This is a genomic window from Streptomyces sp. NPDC086835 (assembly GCF_044745705.1).
GTDB lineage: Bacteria > Actinomycetota > Actinomycetes > Streptomycetales > Streptomycetaceae > Streptomyces.
In genome coordinates, this window is sequence record NZ_JBIVAU010000004.1 from 183,905 (window position 1) to 199,728 (window position 15,824).

The window sequence follows — 15,824 nt, forward strand, 5'->3', positions numbered from 1 at the left end:
GGGCAGGTGGTTCTTTCCCCCAGGTTCTTTGGGGGAGTTCGTGGCTCACCGACCCCTCGCGGGCGAGGTCCCGGCGGGCCGGGAAGACCGGCGTACGGACCGGGTCCCGCTCGGCTCAGGCCCGGTCGGCGGCCTTCAACTCGCCTATGAACGCGGTCCAGGACGCGGTCGCGAAGGTGAGTGCGGGACCGTGCGGGGCCTTGCTGTCACGTACCGGAACCACGCCGGGGATTCCGTCGGCCACCTCGACGCAGTTGCCGCCCTCCTGATTGCTGTAACTGCTCTTTCGCCAGGCGGCGTCGCGCGGACCGGGAAGGGAGCTGGGGGTCACGGTGGTCCTCCTCCATCGCGGATCGGATCATGTGGAGCGACCTGCGCGGGGGCAGGGCCGCTGCCCGCAGCCGATCGTAGGCCACCGCGAAACGCCGCACATCGTCCCGATCTTCGAAGAGCCGGCCGTGGTCCGCGCCCTCCGTGTAGGCGACTTCGGATCCGTCCCGCAGGGTCAGCACGGTGAGCGAGCCGCCCAGCACGTCGTGCGCGCCTTCGTCGAACGGCAGGACCTGCACGGTGATGTGGGGTTCGGCGGCGGCCTTGAGCAGGCGCGCGAGCTGCCGTCGCATGACGTCGTCCCCGCCGATCCGCTTCCGCAGCACCGTCTCGTCGAGGATCACCAGCAGCTCCGGTCGGTCCGGCGACCCGAGCCGCTTCTGCCGTTCCAGCCGGGCGGCCAGCCGCTCTTCCAAGTGCTGCTCGTCCCGGTGGGACAGGCCGACACTCAGCACGGCCCGGGCGTACTCCTCCGTCTGCAAGAGACCCGGCACGACGTGCGCGGTGTACTCACGGATCGCCTCGGTCTGCGCCGAGTACGCCATGAACGTCCGCGACCAGTCCGGGAACGACTCCCGGTAGACGTGCGGCCACAGGTCCACCAGCAGCCCGTCCGCTCCGAGCGCCGCGTCGAGCGCCCGCGCGAGCTCCAGCGTCGGGCGGGCGCCGGACGCCCGCTCGACCTGTGTGATGCGGGTGCTCACCACATGGGTCCTTGCCCCCAGTTGGGCCTGGGTCAGACCGGCGGCCGTCCGCAGTCGGCGGACCCGGGAGCCGAAGAGCGCTGCCATCGACTCCTCGGGCTCAATTCCTTTGGCCATGGGCTTACTTCCGTTCCTTACGGCTTGCGGTGTAAGGCTGCATGCCCTTCCGAGCGTAGAGCCGCGCGACGACTCTTGAACACGGAACGTCACGGTCCGTACACCCACGGGTCGTGCCTCAAGAGAGCGGCGAACCGGGATGGGCGACACAGTGCTGAAGACCATGACGACGCCGGGCGAAGGCCCGGACCACCAGCGGGCAGCGGACGAAGAACCGCGTACGGGAGGTCAGTTCGCGGCGCTGTTCGGCTCGACGCCCCGCGGTGCGCGGCTGGCCCGGCGGGTCGCCGTGCGGCACCTGGCCGAGTGGGGTCACCCCGCCGACTCCGACCTCTCCTGCACCGTCGCCCTGCTGGTGGCGGAGCTCGCGGGGAACGCCGTACGGCACGGTCGCGTACCGGGGCGGGACTTCCGGCTGCGGCTGACGCTGGACGCACGGCGGGTGCGCGTCGAGGTCTCGGACGCGTCCTCGGTGCATCCGCCGACCGACGTACGGACCCCCGCCGCCGACGACGTGTCGGGGCGGGGGCTGGTTCTCGTGGATGTACTTGCCGACCGCTGGGGTGTGGAGCCGCGCTGTCCCGTCGGGAAGACCGTCTGGGCGGAAGTGGCGGTTCAGTGCCCGCCCTTGGGTTCCGTGCAGCCGCCCTCGACGTAGTGCCCGTGCGCCTCCGCCTTCGCCGGTTCGGTCAGGGTGCCGGTGATGCACGGACCGGCGTCCGGGATGCTGAACGAGAAGCCCGGGGCGGCACCTGTCTCGTACACATCCACTGTCTCCGGCGGATAGCCGAGTCGGCCGAGTGCGGAGCGCAGCGCCTTCTCGTCACGTACACCCTCCAGGCCGGCGGTGATCCGGCGGGCGTGGGCGTCGCCCCGGCAGCGGGCGTCGGCGTCCAGGCGCGCCTGTGTCTTGTAGGCGTGGTTCTCGGCGACCCTGCGGGCCCACGGGTCGGTGGGCGCCTCGGAAGGGGTCGGCTCCTCGGACGGCTTCGCCGGCGCGTCGGCGCAGACCTTCGCCACCTCCGGGAACTTCCGGTCGTGTGCGGCCTTCGCCTCCTTGGCCCGCGCTTCGTGGTCGATGGCCGGCGCGCTCGACGCGTCACGCGTCGGAGTGGCGCCCGGGCCGTCGCCGACGACGGTTCCGCAACCGGCGAGGAGGGGCAGCGCCAGCAGCACGGCGGCAACGCCGGTCACGGTGGGGGCGGGACGTTTCACCTGGGCACTCCGGCGGTCTGGGGAGGGGCGGGCCGACGCGTCCGCTGATCCTTTCGCCCTGCGGGGGGCGTTGTCATGAGTACGCCTACTTACTCAGGTGCGCCGCGCCCGGTCGGCGGCTAGGCTCGGCCGGGTGACTGCCGGGTCGGCCATGGGCCACGCACGAGTGAGGCGCCCGGCCTCGGCGTGAGCGCGGGGCGGGCCAGGGGCCCGCCGTTGTCTCTCCATCTTCGACCTGTCCCTTGAGGAACCAAGACCTGGAGAGTCGCCCCACCATGCCTCAGCAGCAACCGCCTGTCACCACCGTCCAGTTGAACCACACCGCCGTGTACGCCAAGGACCGGCGGCTGTCGGCCGAGTTCATCGCCGCCATCCTGGGCGTCGAGGTCGCCGCGCCGTTCGGGCCGTTCCTGCCCGTGGACCTCGGCAACGGCGTCACGCTCGACTACTACGAGCTGACCGACGAGCCGATCCAGCCGCAGCACTACGCGTTCCTGGTGCCCGACGAGCAGTTCGACACGATGATCGCCCGCCTGGAGACGGTCGGCGTCACGTACTACGCCGACCCGAGCCACACCGAACCGGGCGAGATCAACCGGCTGTTCGGCGGTCGCGGCGCGTACTTCGACGACCCGAGCGGCCACAACATGGAGATCATGACCCGGCCCTACGCCCGGCCGTAGGCGCGTTTCGCGGGGTGCCGCGCCCCTTGCGCGGCACCCACGACCGGTCGGCGGCTCCAGGACGTCGCCCAGGGCGGCGAACCGGAAGCCGACGGCTTCGCGTGCAACTGATGCCGGGGGTGTGGTCGTCCTGCACGATGAGCAGGCCCGGGCCCGGACATGAGTCCGAGTGTGGTCGACGTTTCAGCAGATCGACTGTAAATGGGGGATTTAGGCCGTTTCGGGTATTCGGAGTCCGGGCCAAGTGTCCCCCGCCGTCGAAGATCGTTGGCTGGGGCGTGGAACCACGTGACCTTTGGGAGCGCAACACCCTCCTGGCTGAGGCGTTCTGTAGCAGCGACGACAAGGTGCGGCAGGCGCGGGCGATCCTGGACGAGGCGCATGCCGACCGAGCCCGTACGCTCGCCGCGTTCGCTGTCACGGTCGGCAGCGATGGGGCGGTCGCCGATCTCATGGGGCTGAACGCCCGTGAGGTCCGCGTAGCCCGCAAGACCGTCGGTAAGACCGATGCCCACACCGTCGCCGAGCACATCCTCGCCGCTCGACCGGAGCACCGTGCGGCGCCGATCCCTCGCGAGGACGAGCCCGTGTCGCCGGACGTCCCGTTCCCCCATCCGCGCGTGGAAGCACCGGTACCGCCGAGTGTGCCCGTACCGACGGCCGAGTACGTGGCACGGCCCGCCGAGGATTCGGTGGTCTGGTCGCCCGGCATGGACTCCGTCCTCCAATGGAGTTGGCAGTCCGGCCTGGACCTCCCGACAGTCGCGGAAGAACTCGGCCTCAGCCCGAGGACGCTGCTGCTGCGCGCCCAGTACCTGGCCGCTGAGGGCCGGCTGTCGCCGAGGACCGGAGACAGCGAGGCGATGCAGTCCGGCCGCCACCGCCGGAACGACGAAGCGCTCTACGCACCGGTGCCGGACGACATCGAAAGCCTCTACCACTCGCCGGCGCCGCACGGCTGGGCGCACGCCTGACCGGCCGGCGGCAGATTGCGCGCGGGGCGGCGGGCTGCCGCCCCCCGTGCGGGCCGGGCTCAGTCGACCGTGTCGAGGACGTCCGCCAGGTCGACGAACTTGAAGTTGGTCGCCTCGCGGTCACCGTCCCCGGGAGCGTCGTGGCCGTCCTGCACGACGAGCAGACCGTTCGGGTACCGGTGGCCGAGCGGGGCGTTCAGCACGGCCGCGCCGTCGCACTCCTCCGAGCCGTCGAGGGTGGCGGAGGCGGCGGTGATCCGGAAGCCGCCCTCGTACTCGTTCTTGTCGCCGACCTCGCGGTCGTAGAGGGCGAAGGTGTTGTCGCCCTGGCCGGAGGCGATCACATAGCCGTCGCCGTCAGGCTCGGTGAGCAGGGCCAGCCCTTCGACGTCGGCTGCCAGCCGGCTGCCGCCGTGACCGGGGTCGGCGCCGGGCGTGCACTCCTCGGTCTCCTCGTCGTACGTGCCGGGGACGCCGTACTCGCGGACCTTGTCGACGAGGACGGGCCTGCCGGTGAGGTCGGCGGGCATCCGCCAGACGCCCACGCGCTCCTGGCCCGCGTAGAGCATGCCGTTCGCCGGGTCGACGACCATGCCCTCCACCTGGGGCAGTTCACCGGGCTCGCCGCACGGGGACCAGGAAGTGCCGTCGGGGAGGCGGAAGGCCGAGGGCAGTTCGACGGTGCGGATCTTGCGGTAGCCGACCGTGCCGTCGGGGCGGGCGGTGATCTCCAGCAGGGCGATGCCCGTGCGGTTGCGGCGGCTGGCCAGGGCGTAGGAGCGGCCCGTCGACCGGTCGGTCCAGGTTGCCAGGCCGTACGCGGTCGCCTGCTCGTTGATCTCGTCCTGGCCGGACGAGAACACGGGCGCGGCCGCGGGGTCGGTGACATCGGTCAGCGGGCCGCCGGGGCGGTCGCGGTCGATGCGGTAGAAGCGCAGCCGGTCGTTGCCGCGGTCGCTGACGACGGCGAGGTCGGCGCGGCCGGCTCCGAGCCGGACACCCTGGAGGAGATCGACGTTGTTGAAGCGTCCGGGGGCGTCGTCCGCCGTGGCCGGGGCGGGTGCCGCGATCAACTGGACCTGCCGTGCGTCGAGGTCGTAGACCCGCAGGCCGCCCTCCTTCGCCGTGGCGACGACGAGGCTGCGGTCCGGGTCGGCGGCGTTGCGCCAGATCGCGGGGTCGTCGGCGTTGGCGTTGCCGCCCGCCTCGTCGTCGTAGAGCGTGGCCGTCTCCGCCCGCGGCTGGACGGCCGGCAGGGCGTCGGCCCGGCCGTGCGGGTGAGCCGCGGCGGGCACGGTCGCGGCGACGGCCGCGAGGGCCGTACCCGCTACAAGAGCGGCGGTGAAGAGGGGGCGGCGCGGGGTCACATGGGCTCCTCTATGTCGAGTACATGACGCTTCGCTCGTCGTAGTGGACCCTGGTCGTGTCCGGTGGGCAAAGCGTGATGGCCGCATGACGCCGAGGTGAATTCGGCAGAGCCGGCGCGAACCGGGGGCGGCGGTCCGACGGCTCGCGAGGGCTCGCACATCTGGCAGCGCCCCGGTCTGTCGCACCGGCCCTGCGCCTGCCGCGGCCCGCCCACCCGCGACGGGTCACGGCAGGCGCCGCGCCCACGGTCCGGGCGCGGCGAGCCGCGGGGGAGCCGGTCAGGGTGTCGCCGAGGCGCCGACCGACTCGTCGGTGGTGCGGTAGCCCTCGGCCTGGAGCGCGAACAGGCGGGCGTACTGCCCTCCGGCGGCCGTCAGCTCGTCGTGCGTGCCCTGTTCCACCACGCGCCCGTCCTCCAGGACGACGATGACGTCCGAGTCCCTGACCACTCCCAGACGGTGCGACACCAGCAGGGTCGTACGGCCCGACCTGTGCTCGCGCAGGCGCTGGTGGATCTCGTGCTCGGCGTCGGCGTCGAGTCCCGATCCGGGCTCGTCGAGGATGAGCAGTTCGCCGGACTCCCGCAGCAGCGTGCGGGCCAGAGCCACCCGCTGCCACTGGCCGCCGGACAGCACGACACCGGTCTGCGGGTCGTCCTCGTCGGAGTTCTCGAAGAAGATGCGGCTGAGCAGCGTGTCGTACCCCTGCGGAAGCTTTTCGAGCTGGGCGTCCATGTCGGCCAGCCGGGCGGCGGCCCGCAGGCGCGGGAGGTCGGTCAGCGCCGTCAGGTCACCGACGCCTATGTTCTCCGCCGCGGTGAGGTCGTAGCACATGTAGTCCTGGAACAGGACGCCTACCCGGCGCCGCAGTTCGTCCACCGGCACCGTCCTGATGTCCACGCCGTCCCACAGGATGGCGCCCCGCGTCGGGTCGTAGAAGCGGCAGAGCAGCTTGATGAGGGTGCTCTTGCCCGCCCCGTTGAGACCGACGAGCGCCACCGACGAGCCGTGGGACAGGGTGAGGTCGAGGCCGCGCAGCACCCAGGGGTGGTCGTCGCTGTAGCGGAACCACACGTCATGCAGCTCGATCCCCTTGCGCAGGGGAGCGATCTCGCCGGCCGCCGAGGGGAAGTCGTCGGGGGTGGCGACCACGTTCCGGTGGTAGCGGAACAGGAGCATCGCCTGGTAGGCGCCGGCGATACCGGAGGCCAGCCCCACGAGTGCTCCCTGCGCCCCGGTCACAGCGGCGGCGAAGGCAGTGACGGAGCCGACGCTCAGGTCCCCGGCGGCGGCCGCGGAGACCGCCCACACCAGTCCGCCGCCGGCGACCCCTGCCGACAGCAGCGACAGGAGGCTCTGCGTACGGAACTCCCGCCGGTCGAGCCCGCGTTCGCCCCGGTGCATCACGGACAACTCGTCCAGCATCCGGCCCTTGAGGAAGTCCCCGAGGCCGAACATGCGGGTCTCCTTCACCGCCGTCAGGTCCGAGATCAGCGACGAGTAGAAGATCTGCCGGCGGGTGGCGGGGGAGATCGTGGCGAGCATCGTGACGTGTCTGCGGGACAGCACCAGATGCACCAGGAGCGCCGGCACCGCGGCGGCGGCCACCAGGACCGCCATGAGGGGACTCATCACGGACAGGGTCGCCAGCAGACTGACGATGGTGATCAGGCTGCGCGCGATGTCGAACAGGCCCGCGGTCGTGGACCCGAGCGACGCACCCGATGCCTGCGACGCCATGGTGAGGTCGTTGCGGAAGGCGGGGTCCTCGAAACGGGCCAGGCCCTGGAGCCCGTTGAGCCGGGTGTAGAGCTCGTCCTTCATGACCAGGTCGAGCCGCCGGTCCAGTTCACTGCGGAGGAAGCGCGACAGGTGCGGCAGGAACCCCGTACCCACGCCCACGGCGGCGAGCGCGACCGCCCATCGCACGGCGCCCGTCACCTGGCCGGCCATGAGGGCGTCGACGACGAACTTGGTGAACCAGGCCGTGGCGGTGGGCAGCAGGCCGCCGACCACCGTGGCGGCCAGGTACATCAGGCAGCGGCCGCGCCCCGCGCGCCAGCACAGGCCGACGGCGACACCGACCAGCCGTACGACCTCGAACCTGCCGGTCACGCGGCCGGGACCCGGGGTGCCAGCTCGCTCACGTCGGTACCCGCACGGGTGATCGTCCCGTCGGCGTCGACGAGGACGAAGGTCGGGAACGCCGTGAGGCCGACACGCTTCACCAGCGCCTTCGCCTCGTCGGCACGCGTGACGGGGACGTCGGGGCCCACCAGGGCGAGGAGTTCCTCGGCCTGCGGTCCCCTGCCGGAGACGACGGCCATGGCGCTGTCGTAGCCGCGGGCCGAGGCGGCGAACCGCGGTGCGTGCTCGTGGCAGGCGTCGCAGGTCGCCTCGAAGAACGCCACGAGCCGCTCGCCGGATCCGTCGCCGAGTTCGGGGACCGTCGTCCCTTCGAGGACCTTCGGGTCGTACATCTGGATCTGCGGCTGTACGGACAGCCTGTCCAGTTCGGCGGTGTTCTCCCGGAGCCTGCGCAGCACGGCGAAAGTGAGGAACAGGTCGAACACGCAGAGCAGGCCGACCAGCACCACTGCGGCGATGAGGTAGATCATGACAAGTCTCGCTTCGGGTCGGTGAAGAGAAAGGCCAGGTCGTCGAGGCGGATCACCAGGAGCGCGCCGAGCAGGGCCACCGCGAGCGTGACGACGGTCCCCGCCGGATGCGGCGGCCAGGAGGAGACCGAAGCGGTCACGCCCGTGACAAGACCGGCGCCACCGACGACGGCGAGGGCCAGGTTCCGCACGACGTGGATCCGGCCCAGGGGCGTGGCGGAGGCGCCGAAGCACCGGCACGACGCCGTCCCGTCGCCGCGCCGCAGGGCCAGGACGATGCCGGTGGAGAACGCCAGCAGCAGGGCCACCGCCAGGGCGAGACCGATGACCGCGGTGGCGGGGACCACGAGCAGGGCGGTCGTGGCGAGCTCCACGACCACGACGGTCGCCGCGGCCGCGGCGGACGTTCTCCGCGACAGCAGTCGCAGGGCGACGACCGACGAGGTGAATTCGGCGAATGCCGCGCGACTGCGCGTCTTCCCCGCCACGGCGACGAGGAAGACGACCAGAAGCAGCGCGCGGCATCCGAGGAGCAGATACGTCACTCAAGCGACCTGTCAGCAGCCGACTTTGAAGTACTGGCAGGTGGTGCAGCCGGTCGTGCCGCCCACGACGTGGCAGAGCTTCTGCCAGCGTCCGATGGCGTCGAACACCTCGACGTACGCGCAGCCCGTGCAGTACTTGTAGAACGACGTGTCGGCGTGGGCGGTGGCCCGCGGCACCAGGCGGTCGAGCACCTTGTCCATCATGGCGAACATGGTTGTTCCCTCCGGTCGTTGGTCTGGGTCATGACCCTATGAACGGCACGTACACCGGCTGATACATCGCGCATGGACCGGCGGGCGGATCAGCACACGGTCACGCGGGCGCGGCGGCCCCGGTCCGCGCACGGGCCGGGTTCCGGCAGCTCCGCCGCGTACAGCCGGAGCAACCGGTGCATGTGGAAATGGCCTTCGGCCGTCGGTTCCAGCAGGCGGGCCGCCACCAGCACGTCCAGCACGGCCTCCGCGGTGGTCACGTCCTCGCCCAGCAGGGCCGCGACGGACCTGGCATGGACGACGCCGGGGCGCGCCCGGCCGATGAGCCGGAACGCCCGGGCCGCGACCGGGTCCGTGAGCGCCTCGTAACCGGCCGCGAAACAGGCGCGGAGGTCCAGGTCGCCCTCCGACCACTCGGCCAGCCGGCGGCGCGCCAGCCGCTCCGCCAGCCAGGAGACCGGCATGTCGGGGCGGGCCGCGAGCCGCGCCCCCGCGATCCGCAGGGCCAGCGCGTGCCCGCCGCACGCCCGTGCGACCGCGTCCATCGCGCCGGGTTCGGCCGCGGCTCTCGCCTCGCCCGCCTGGAGCGTGAGGGCCGCCACCGACTCCGCGTGACGAAGTTCTCGCAGTGCGAGCTGTTCGGCGTCCAGCGTGGACAGCACCGTCCGGCCGGTGATGAGGGCGCCACAACCGCGACCGGCCGGCAGGAGCGGCCGCACCTGTGACGAGTACGCCACGTTGTCCAGCACGAGCAGCACCCGCCGGTCCGCGAGCACCGACTGGAACAGGGCCGCTGCCTCCGCCTCGTCGGCCGGGACGTCGTAGCGGTCCACGCCCAGGGCGCGCAGGAACCTGCCGAGCACCTCGCACGGGGACAGCGCCGGTGAGTCGTGGTTCGCCCCTTGCAGATCCGCGTACAGCTGGCCGTCGGGATAGTGGCCGGCGACCGCGTGGGCGGCGCGCAGCCCGAGTGCCGACTTCCCGACGCCTCCCGGCCCGTGGATCGCGATCACCACCGGACCCGCGTTCCCGCGCAGTGCCGACCCGGTACGGGCGAGTTCGGCGGTACGGCCCACGAACATCGCCGGGGCGGGCGGTAACTGGCGCGGTACGCGCCCCGCTCCCGGAGCGCGCAGGCCCGGTCCGGGTGGCGGCCCGGACGCGTCGGGGCGGATGTGTCCGGCCGCTGTCTCCAGTTCCGGCCTGCGGGCGAGCATCGCCTGCTGGAGCCGGGACAGCTCGCGGCCCGGGTCGATGCCGAGTTCGTCGCGCAGGGCGTCGCGGGCCTGGTGGAAGACGCGTAACGCCGCGTCGATCTCCCCACTGCGGTAGTGCGCCAGCATCAACTGCCCGCAGGCGCGCTCCCGCAGCGGATTGTCCTCGACGAACGGGCGGAGCCGGTCCACCACCCCCCGGTGGTCGCCGAGCACGAGGCCCGCCTCTGCCCGGTCCTCGACCGTCTGCGCGTACTGCTCGCCGAGGGACTGCGCGAGGTGGTTCAGGGTGGGCCCCAGCGGGATGTCCTCCAGCGGCCGACCCCGCCACTGCGCCAGAGCGCTGTCGAACGCCGACGCGGCTGCCGCGGCATCCCCTTCGGTGAGGGCCTTGTGTCCTTGCTTCGCCGCGTCCCTGAAGACGCTCAGGTCCAGCTCGTGCGGTTCCGTGTGCAGGGCGTAGCCGGAGGTCGAAGTCGTCAGCCGCTCACCGAGGTCCTGGTGCCTCCTGCGTAATCGCATGACGTAGGTGCGCAGGTTGGGCACCGCCGACGCCGGCACCTGGTTTCCCCAGACCTCCCACGCCAGGGACGGCACCGCGACGACCCGGCCCTCGGCGGCAAGCAGCGCCGCCACGATCGTCCGCTGCTTGCCCCGTGGGACGGAGATCCGCTGGCCGCCGGCCTGTACCTCGAGCCGGCCGAGGAGCCCGAACCTCATCGGGCGGAGAGTGTGCGGACGACGACGCCCATCAGCCGCTCCGCGGGGAACAGGCCCCGGTGCCGGGAGTCGATGCTGTCGGCGCGGTTGTCGCCGAGGACCGCGAAGGTGCCCGGTCCTACCTGCCCCTCGCCGGGCACACCGGGCGGCAGGGGATCGCCCGGAAGGGCGGCGACCCGCTTCACGTTCCAGATCCGGCCGTCGGGCCCGGCTGTGGCGGCGGTGCGGTACGGGCCGTCCGACGGGGGCTCCAGGACGACGATGTCGCCGGTCCTGACCCGGTGCAGGCGTCTTCTTCTGACGAGCACGCGGTCGCCGTGCCGCACCGCGGGTTCCATGCTGGCCCCCTCGACGCTGACCACCACCAGATTCCTGCGGGCCCAGAACAACCCCATACAGATGACCGTCACGCCCAGAGCTGCACTTGTCAGGAGCACGATCCAACTCTATTTACGGTGATCGAAAAGTCGATCGATTATTTCGCCGTTCCGGCGCCCCGCCCCGTGGCTGCCGCAGCTTCCGGTCACGGCGAGCCGTGGGTCACTGCTTCCGCTGCCGGCGAGCCGTCCGGCCGCTACGCGGGGAAGCGCCGCCCCACCACCCGCCACGACAGCTCCAGCAGCACCGCTCCCACCGCCGCGATCACGACGGCCGTCCACGGCATCGTCGTACCCACCAGCTTCAGCGCGAAGAAGTCCTGGAGCCACGGCACCGTCAGCACCAGCAGGAAGCCCACTCCCATCGTCGCCACCAGGCCGATCCGCCACCACGTGTAGGGGCGGGCGATGATCGCGAGGACCCACATGGCGACCAGGAACAGGGTCAGCGTGGCCACGCTCGTCTCCGCGGACAGCGAGGACGGTCCCGAGTAGTGCGAGCGGGCCAGCAGATACGCGCAGAACGTCGCCGCCGCCGCGATCACGCCTGCCGGGACGGCGTAGCGCATCACCCTGCGGACGAAGTGGGGCTTGGCGCGCTCCTTGTTGGGGGCGAGCGCCAGGAAGAAGGCGGGGACACCGATGGTGAGGGTGGAGAGCAGGGTCAGATGCCGGGGCAGGAACGGGTACTCGACCTGGCTGCAGACCACGAGGATCGCCAGGAGCACCGAGTACACCGTCTTCGTCAGGAAGAGGGTGGCGACGCGGGTGATGTTGCCGATGACCCGGCGGCCCTCCGCGACCACCGAGGGCAGCGTCGCGAAGCTGTTGTTCAACAGGACGATCTGGGCGACCGCCTTCGTCGCCTCCGAGCCCGCCCCCATCGCCACGCCGATGTCCGCGTCCTTCAGCGCGAGGACGTCGTTGACGCCGTCGCCGGTCATCGCGACGGTGTGGCCGCGGGCCTGGAGCGCACCGACCATGTCGCGTTTCTGCTGCGGACCGACCCGGCCGAAGACCGCGGCCCCGTCCAGCTCCGCGCCCATCGCCTCGCGCTCGGCCGGCAGCTTGCGCGCGTCGAGCGTCGCATCGGCGCCGGGCAGGCCGAGCTTGGCCGCGACCGCGCCGACCGCGACCGCGTTGTCGCCGGAGATGACCTTCGCCGCCACGTCCTGGTCGGCGAAGTAGCGCAGGGTCGCCGAGGCGTCGGGGCGCAGGCGCTGCTCGAGCACGACCAGAGCGGTCGGCGTCTTCTCCTTGGGGGCGTCCAAGGTGCCTTCCGCCCGCGCGAGGAGCAGCACCCGCAGTCCCTGCCGGTTGAGCTGGTCGACCTCGGCGAGGGAGGGGTTACCGGCGGGCAGCAGCACATCGGGCGCGCCGAGGAGCCAGGTCGACATCGCGCCGTCGCCGTCGGCGAGGGTCGCGCCGCTGTACTTGCGGGCGGAGGAGAAGGGCAGCGCGGCCGTGCAGCGGTGCTCACCGTCGTCCGGGTAGGCCGTGATGACGGCTTGGAGCGAGGCGTTCGGCCGCGGGTCGGACGCGCCGAGCGCGCCCAGGACCGCCCGTACGCGCTGCTCGTCCGCGCCGTCCAGCGTCCGCAGTTCGGTGACGTCCATGCCGCCCTCCGTGAGGGTGCCGGTCTTGTCGAGGCAGACGACGTCGACGCGGGCGAGGCCCTCGATGGCGGGGAGCTCCTGCACCAGGCACTGCTTGCGGCCCAGACGGATGACGCCGATCGCGAAGGCGACGGAGGTGAGGAGGACGAGCCCCTCGGGGATCATCGGCACGATGCCGCCGACGGTCCTCGCGACCGAGTCCTTGAAGTTGTCGTCCTTCGCCACCAGTTGGCTGAGGATCAGCCCGATCGCGGTGGGGACCATCATCCAGGTCACGTACTTGAGGATCGTGGAGATACCGGAGCGCAGCTCGGAGTGGACGAGCGTGAAGCGGGACGCCTCCTCAGCGAGCTGCGCCGCGTACGCCTCGCGCCCGACCTTCGTGGCCGTGAACGCGCCGCCGCCCGCGACCACGAAGCTCCCTGACATGACCTCGTCGCCGGGCTGTTTGAGGACGGGGTCGGCCTCGCCGGTCAGCAGCGACTCGTCGACCTCCAGGTTGTCGGCCTCCACGATCTCGCCGTCGACGACGACCTTGTCCCCGGGGGCGAGTTCGACGAGGTCGCCGAGAACGATCTCGGAGGTGGAGACCGCGGCGGCGACACCGTCCCGGCGGACCCTCGGTTTCGCCTCGCCGATGACCGCGAGGGAGTCCAGGGTCTTCTTGGCGCGCAGTTCCTGGATGATGCCGATGCCGGTGTTGGCGATGATCACGAAGCCGAAGAGGCTGTCCTGGATCGGCGCGACGAAGAACATGATCACCCACAGGACGCCGATGATGGCGTTGAAGCGGGTGAGGACGTTGGCGCGGACGATGTCGACGGCGGAGCGCGAACTGCGTACGGGTACGTCGTTGACCTCGCCCCGTGCGACCCGTTCCGCCACCTCCGCGGACGTCAGACCGGTGGCGGGCGGCCCGCCGCCCGGTGGTCGCCGGGGGTGTACGGGGTCGAGTTCTGCGCCCGCGTCGATGACGGGTCCTTCCGGCTCGGGGCCGCGGCCCCTGTCCGCCCGCTGCGTCATGGTTCCGACGTTACGGCGGGGCCGGACCGTTCACCCCCTGGGCGGCCGGAAGATCGGACCAGGGTCGGACACGAATCCCCCTCGGGGACTACGGGCCGGGAGGGGTGCCCGGTTCCCGGGGCTCCGCGGCGCCGGCCGCGTCGGAGGTCCGGGCGCGCTTAAGGGCGGCTTCCCGGCTGCGTACGTACCAGATGCCGATGAGCCCGAGGCCCGCGCCGGCCAGGCAGGTCCACACCCACCAGGTCAGGTCGCGGTCGTCGAACCAGCTGTAGAAGGGGACCTGGGCGAGGAACATCACGAACCACAGGATCGTGCCGCCGGTGATGGTGGCGACGATCGGTCCCTCAAGGGGTTCGGGTGCCTCGTGCCGGGGGGTCCATTTCGCCATGCGCACAGTGTAGGCGGGGCGGCCGGGACGGCCGGGGGGCCAGTAACCGCAGGGGTCTACGCGCGGAGAGTGGCGATCTTTCGTTCATATGTTCATACTGAAACTGATTCCGGCTGACTGGTTTCCTTCGTTGGATCGTCCAAGTCTGGCCGGTTTTCTCTGCCCTTCTCGTGTCGCCCCCCTTCGCGTACGTCTGAGGTTTCCGCATGTCCCCCACGGCCACCGCCGAGGTCGGGTCTCCCGGCCTGCCGCCCACGCCCCCGCAGCCGTCCGGCGGTCTGGACCGCTTCTTCAAGATCACCGAACGCGGCTCCACGGTCGCCCGCGAGGTCCGGGGCGGATTCGCCACCTTCTTCGCGATGGCCTACATCCTCGTGCTGAACCCGATCATCCTCGGCAGCGCGAAGGACATGTACGGGCACCAGCTCGACGGCGGCCAGCTGGTCACCGCCACCGTGCTGACCGCGGCCTTCTCGACCCTCCTGATGGGCGTCATCGGCAACGTCCCGATCGCGCTCGCGGCCGGCCTCGGCGTCAACACGGTCGTCGCCCTCCAGCTCGCCCCCCAGATGTCCTGGGCGGACGCGATGGGCATGGTCGTGCTCGCCGGTGTCGTGGTCATGCTGCTGGTGGCCACCGGCCTGCGTGAGCGTGTGATGAACGCCGTTCCGCTCGGCCTGCGCAAGGCGATCGCGATCGGTATCGGCCTGTTCATCATGCTGATCGGGCTCGTGGACTCGGGCTTCATCACCCGCATCCCGGACGCCGCCCACACCACCGTCCCGCTCCAGCTGGGCACCGGCGGTCATCTGCTCGGCTGGCCGGTCCTGGTCTTCGCCCTCGGCACGCTGCTCACCCTCGCGCTGATCATCCGCAAGGTGCCCGGCGCGATCCTCATCTCGATCGTCGTCATGACGGTGATCGCGATGATCATCCACGCCGTGGCGGACATCGACTCCTGGGGCCTGACGACGCCCGAGTGGCCGGGCAACCCGCTCTCGACGCCCGACTTCGGCCTGCTCGGCCAGGTCAGCCTGTTCGGCGGCTTCGAGAAGGTCGGCCTGCTGACGGGCGTCCTGTTCGTCTTCACCGTGCTGCTGTCCTGCTTCTTCGACGCGATGGGGACCATCCTCGCCGTGGGCGACGAGGCGAAGCTCATGGACAAGGACGGCAACTACCCGGGCATCAACAAGGTCCTGGTCGTCGACGGCCTCGCCGTCGCCGCGGGCGGTGCCGCCTCGTGCTCCGCCAACACCTGCTTCGTGGAGTCCACGGCCGGCGTCGGCGAAGGCGCCCGTACGGGCCTGTCGTCGGTCGTCACCGGCGCGCTGTTCTCGCTGGCACTGTTCCTCACGCCGCTCGCCACGATGGTCCCGTCCCAGGCGGCGACGCCCGCGCTGGTGGCGGTCGGCTTCCTGATCCTGGCCGGTTCGGTCAAGGACATCGACTGGAGCGACTTCACGATCGCCGCGCCGGCGTTCTTGGCGATGGTGATGATGCCGTTCACCTACTCGATCACCCATGGCATCGGCATCGGCTTCATCACGTTCAGCGTGCTGCGCCTGGCCGTGGGGCGCGGGCGCGAGGTGCCCGCGGCGATGTACGCGGTGTCGGCGGTGTTCGTCTTCTACTACGCCATGCCGGCCCTCGGTCTCACCTGACGGGCCGCACTCACCTGAGGACTGCCGCTGCCTGAGGACCGCCCTTACCTGAACGCCGC

General features: G+C 71.4%; 16 protein-coding genes. 4 read left to right on the plus strand and 12 right to left on the minus strand.

What is annotated here, in order from left to right; genetic code table 11:
* Positions 1 to 115 precede the first annotated feature (115 nt).
* Both ACIPJI_RS15985 and ACIPJI_RS15990 read right to left on the minus strand, forming a co-directional pair.
* A complete protein-coding gene (locus ACIPJI_RS15985; RefSeq protein ID WP_307707056.1) occupies positions 116 to 244 on the minus strand; it encodes a DUF397 domain-containing protein in 129 nt (42 codons plus the stop codon).
* Positions 207 to 1,121 carry a Scr1 family TA system antitoxin-like transcriptional regulator gene (locus ACIPJI_RS15990; RefSeq protein WP_402247166.1) on the minus strand — a complete coding sequence of 305 codons (915 nt, stop codon included), beginning with the start codon at positions 1,119 to 1,121 and terminating at the stop codon, positions 207 to 209. Before ACIPJI_RS15990 ends, ACIPJI_RS15985 begins: the two co-directional genes overlap by 38 nt.
* Positions 1,122 to 1,290: 169 nt before the next feature.
* Here ACIPJI_RS15990 and ACIPJI_RS15995 point away from each other — a divergent pair, with 169 nt between their 5' ends.
* Complete coding sequence (locus ACIPJI_RS15995; RefSeq protein WP_402246785.1) at positions 1,291 to 1,809, plus strand: ATP-binding protein; 519 nt, start codon at positions 1,291 to 1,293, stop codon at positions 1,807 to 1,809.
* On the opposite strand, the gene ACIPJI_RS16000 is transcribed toward ACIPJI_RS15995, so the two are convergent.
* On the minus strand, positions 1,767 to 2,366 hold the full coding sequence (locus ACIPJI_RS16000) for a hypothetical protein (protein ID WP_402246787.1): 600 nt from the start codon (positions 2,364 to 2,366) through the stop codon (positions 1,767 to 1,769). The genes ACIPJI_RS15995 and ACIPJI_RS16000 overlap by 43 nt on opposite strands.
* 275 nt (positions 2,367 to 2,641) lie before the next feature.
* Here ACIPJI_RS16000 and ACIPJI_RS16005 point away from each other — a divergent pair, with 275 nt between their 5' ends.
* Together ACIPJI_RS16005 and ACIPJI_RS16010 are read left to right on the plus strand one after the other, a co-directional pair.
* Positions 2,642 to 3,049: a VOC family protein gene (locus ACIPJI_RS16005; protein WP_307707053.1), complete on the plus strand. Its 408-nt coding sequence runs from the start codon at positions 2,642 to 2,644 to the stop codon at positions 3,047 to 3,049.
* A gap of 278 nt (positions 3,050 to 3,327) precedes the next feature.
* Positions 3,328 to 4,023, plus strand: a complete 696-nt coding sequence (locus tag ACIPJI_RS16010; protein ID WP_356618779.1) for a hypothetical protein — start codon at positions 3,328 to 3,330, stop codon at positions 4,021 to 4,023.
* A 59-nt stretch (positions 4,024 to 4,082) separates the two neighbouring features.
* Here the strand turns inward: ACIPJI_RS16010 and ACIPJI_RS16015 are convergent, their stop codons facing one another.
* The 9 genes from ACIPJI_RS16015 to ACIPJI_RS16055 all read right to left on the minus strand — a co-directional run bounded on the left by ACIPJI_RS16015 (position 4,083) and on the right by ACIPJI_RS16055 (position 14,104).
* Complete coding sequence (locus ACIPJI_RS16015; protein ID WP_402246789.1) at positions 4,083 to 5,390, minus strand: phytase; 1,308 nt, start codon at positions 5,388 to 5,390, stop codon at positions 4,083 to 4,085.
* Positions 5,391 to 5,669: 279 nt separating this feature from the next.
* Entirely contained in the window at positions 5,670 to 7,505 is a 1,836-nt protein-coding gene (locus ACIPJI_RS16020) for an ABC transporter ATP-binding protein (protein WP_402246791.1), read from the minus strand.
* A complete protein-coding gene (locus ACIPJI_RS16025) occupies positions 7,502 to 8,008 on the minus strand; it encodes a TlpA family protein disulfide reductase (protein WP_402246793.1) in 507 nt (168 codons plus the stop codon). Before ACIPJI_RS16025 ends, ACIPJI_RS16020 begins: the two co-directional genes overlap by 4 nt.
* The gene (locus ACIPJI_RS16030; RefSeq protein ID WP_356618771.1) at positions 8,005 to 8,553 is read right to left on the minus strand and encodes a MauE/DoxX family redox-associated membrane protein; all 549 of its coding nucleotides are present in this window, start codon (positions 8,551 to 8,553) and stop codon (positions 8,005 to 8,007) included. Before ACIPJI_RS16030 ends, ACIPJI_RS16025 begins: the two co-directional genes overlap by 4 nt.
* Before the next feature lie 12 nt (positions 8,554 to 8,565).
* The gene (locus tag ACIPJI_RS16035) at positions 8,566 to 8,766 is read right to left on the minus strand and encodes a hypothetical protein (protein ID WP_307707047.1); all 201 of its coding nucleotides are present in this window, start codon (positions 8,764 to 8,766) and stop codon (positions 8,566 to 8,568) included.
* Between the two features lie 89 nt (positions 8,767 to 8,855).
* Positions 8,856 to 10,700, minus strand: a complete 1,845-nt coding sequence (locus tag ACIPJI_RS16040) for a BTAD domain-containing putative transcriptional regulator (RefSeq protein ID WP_402246795.1) — start codon at positions 10,698 to 10,700, stop codon at positions 8,856 to 8,858.
* Positions 10,697 to 11,137: a S26 family signal peptidase gene (locus ACIPJI_RS16045; protein ID WP_402246797.1), complete on the minus strand. Its 441-nt coding sequence runs from the start codon at positions 11,135 to 11,137 to the stop codon at positions 10,697 to 10,699. The genes ACIPJI_RS16040 and ACIPJI_RS16045 overlap by 4 nt, the downstream gene beginning before the upstream one ends.
* A gap of 137 nt (positions 11,138 to 11,274) precedes the next feature.
* Positions 11,275 to 13,716 (minus strand): HAD-IC family P-type ATPase, encoded by a 2,442-nt coding sequence (locus tag ACIPJI_RS16050; protein WP_402246799.1) that lies wholly within the window; start codon positions 13,714 to 13,716, stop codon positions 11,275 to 11,277.
* A gap of 88 nt (positions 13,717 to 13,804) precedes the next feature.
* Complete coding sequence (locus ACIPJI_RS16055; protein ID WP_307707043.1) at positions 13,805 to 14,104, minus strand: DUF2530 domain-containing protein; 300 nt, start codon at positions 14,102 to 14,104, stop codon at positions 13,805 to 13,807.
* Positions 14,105 to 14,310: 206 nt separating this feature from the next.
* Between ACIPJI_RS16055 and ACIPJI_RS16060 the strand changes: the two genes are divergently transcribed.
* Entirely contained in the window at positions 14,311 to 15,765 is a 1,455-nt protein-coding gene (locus ACIPJI_RS16060) for an NCS2 family permease (protein WP_307707041.1), read from the plus strand.
* Positions 15,766 to 15,824: the final 59 nt, after the last annotated feature.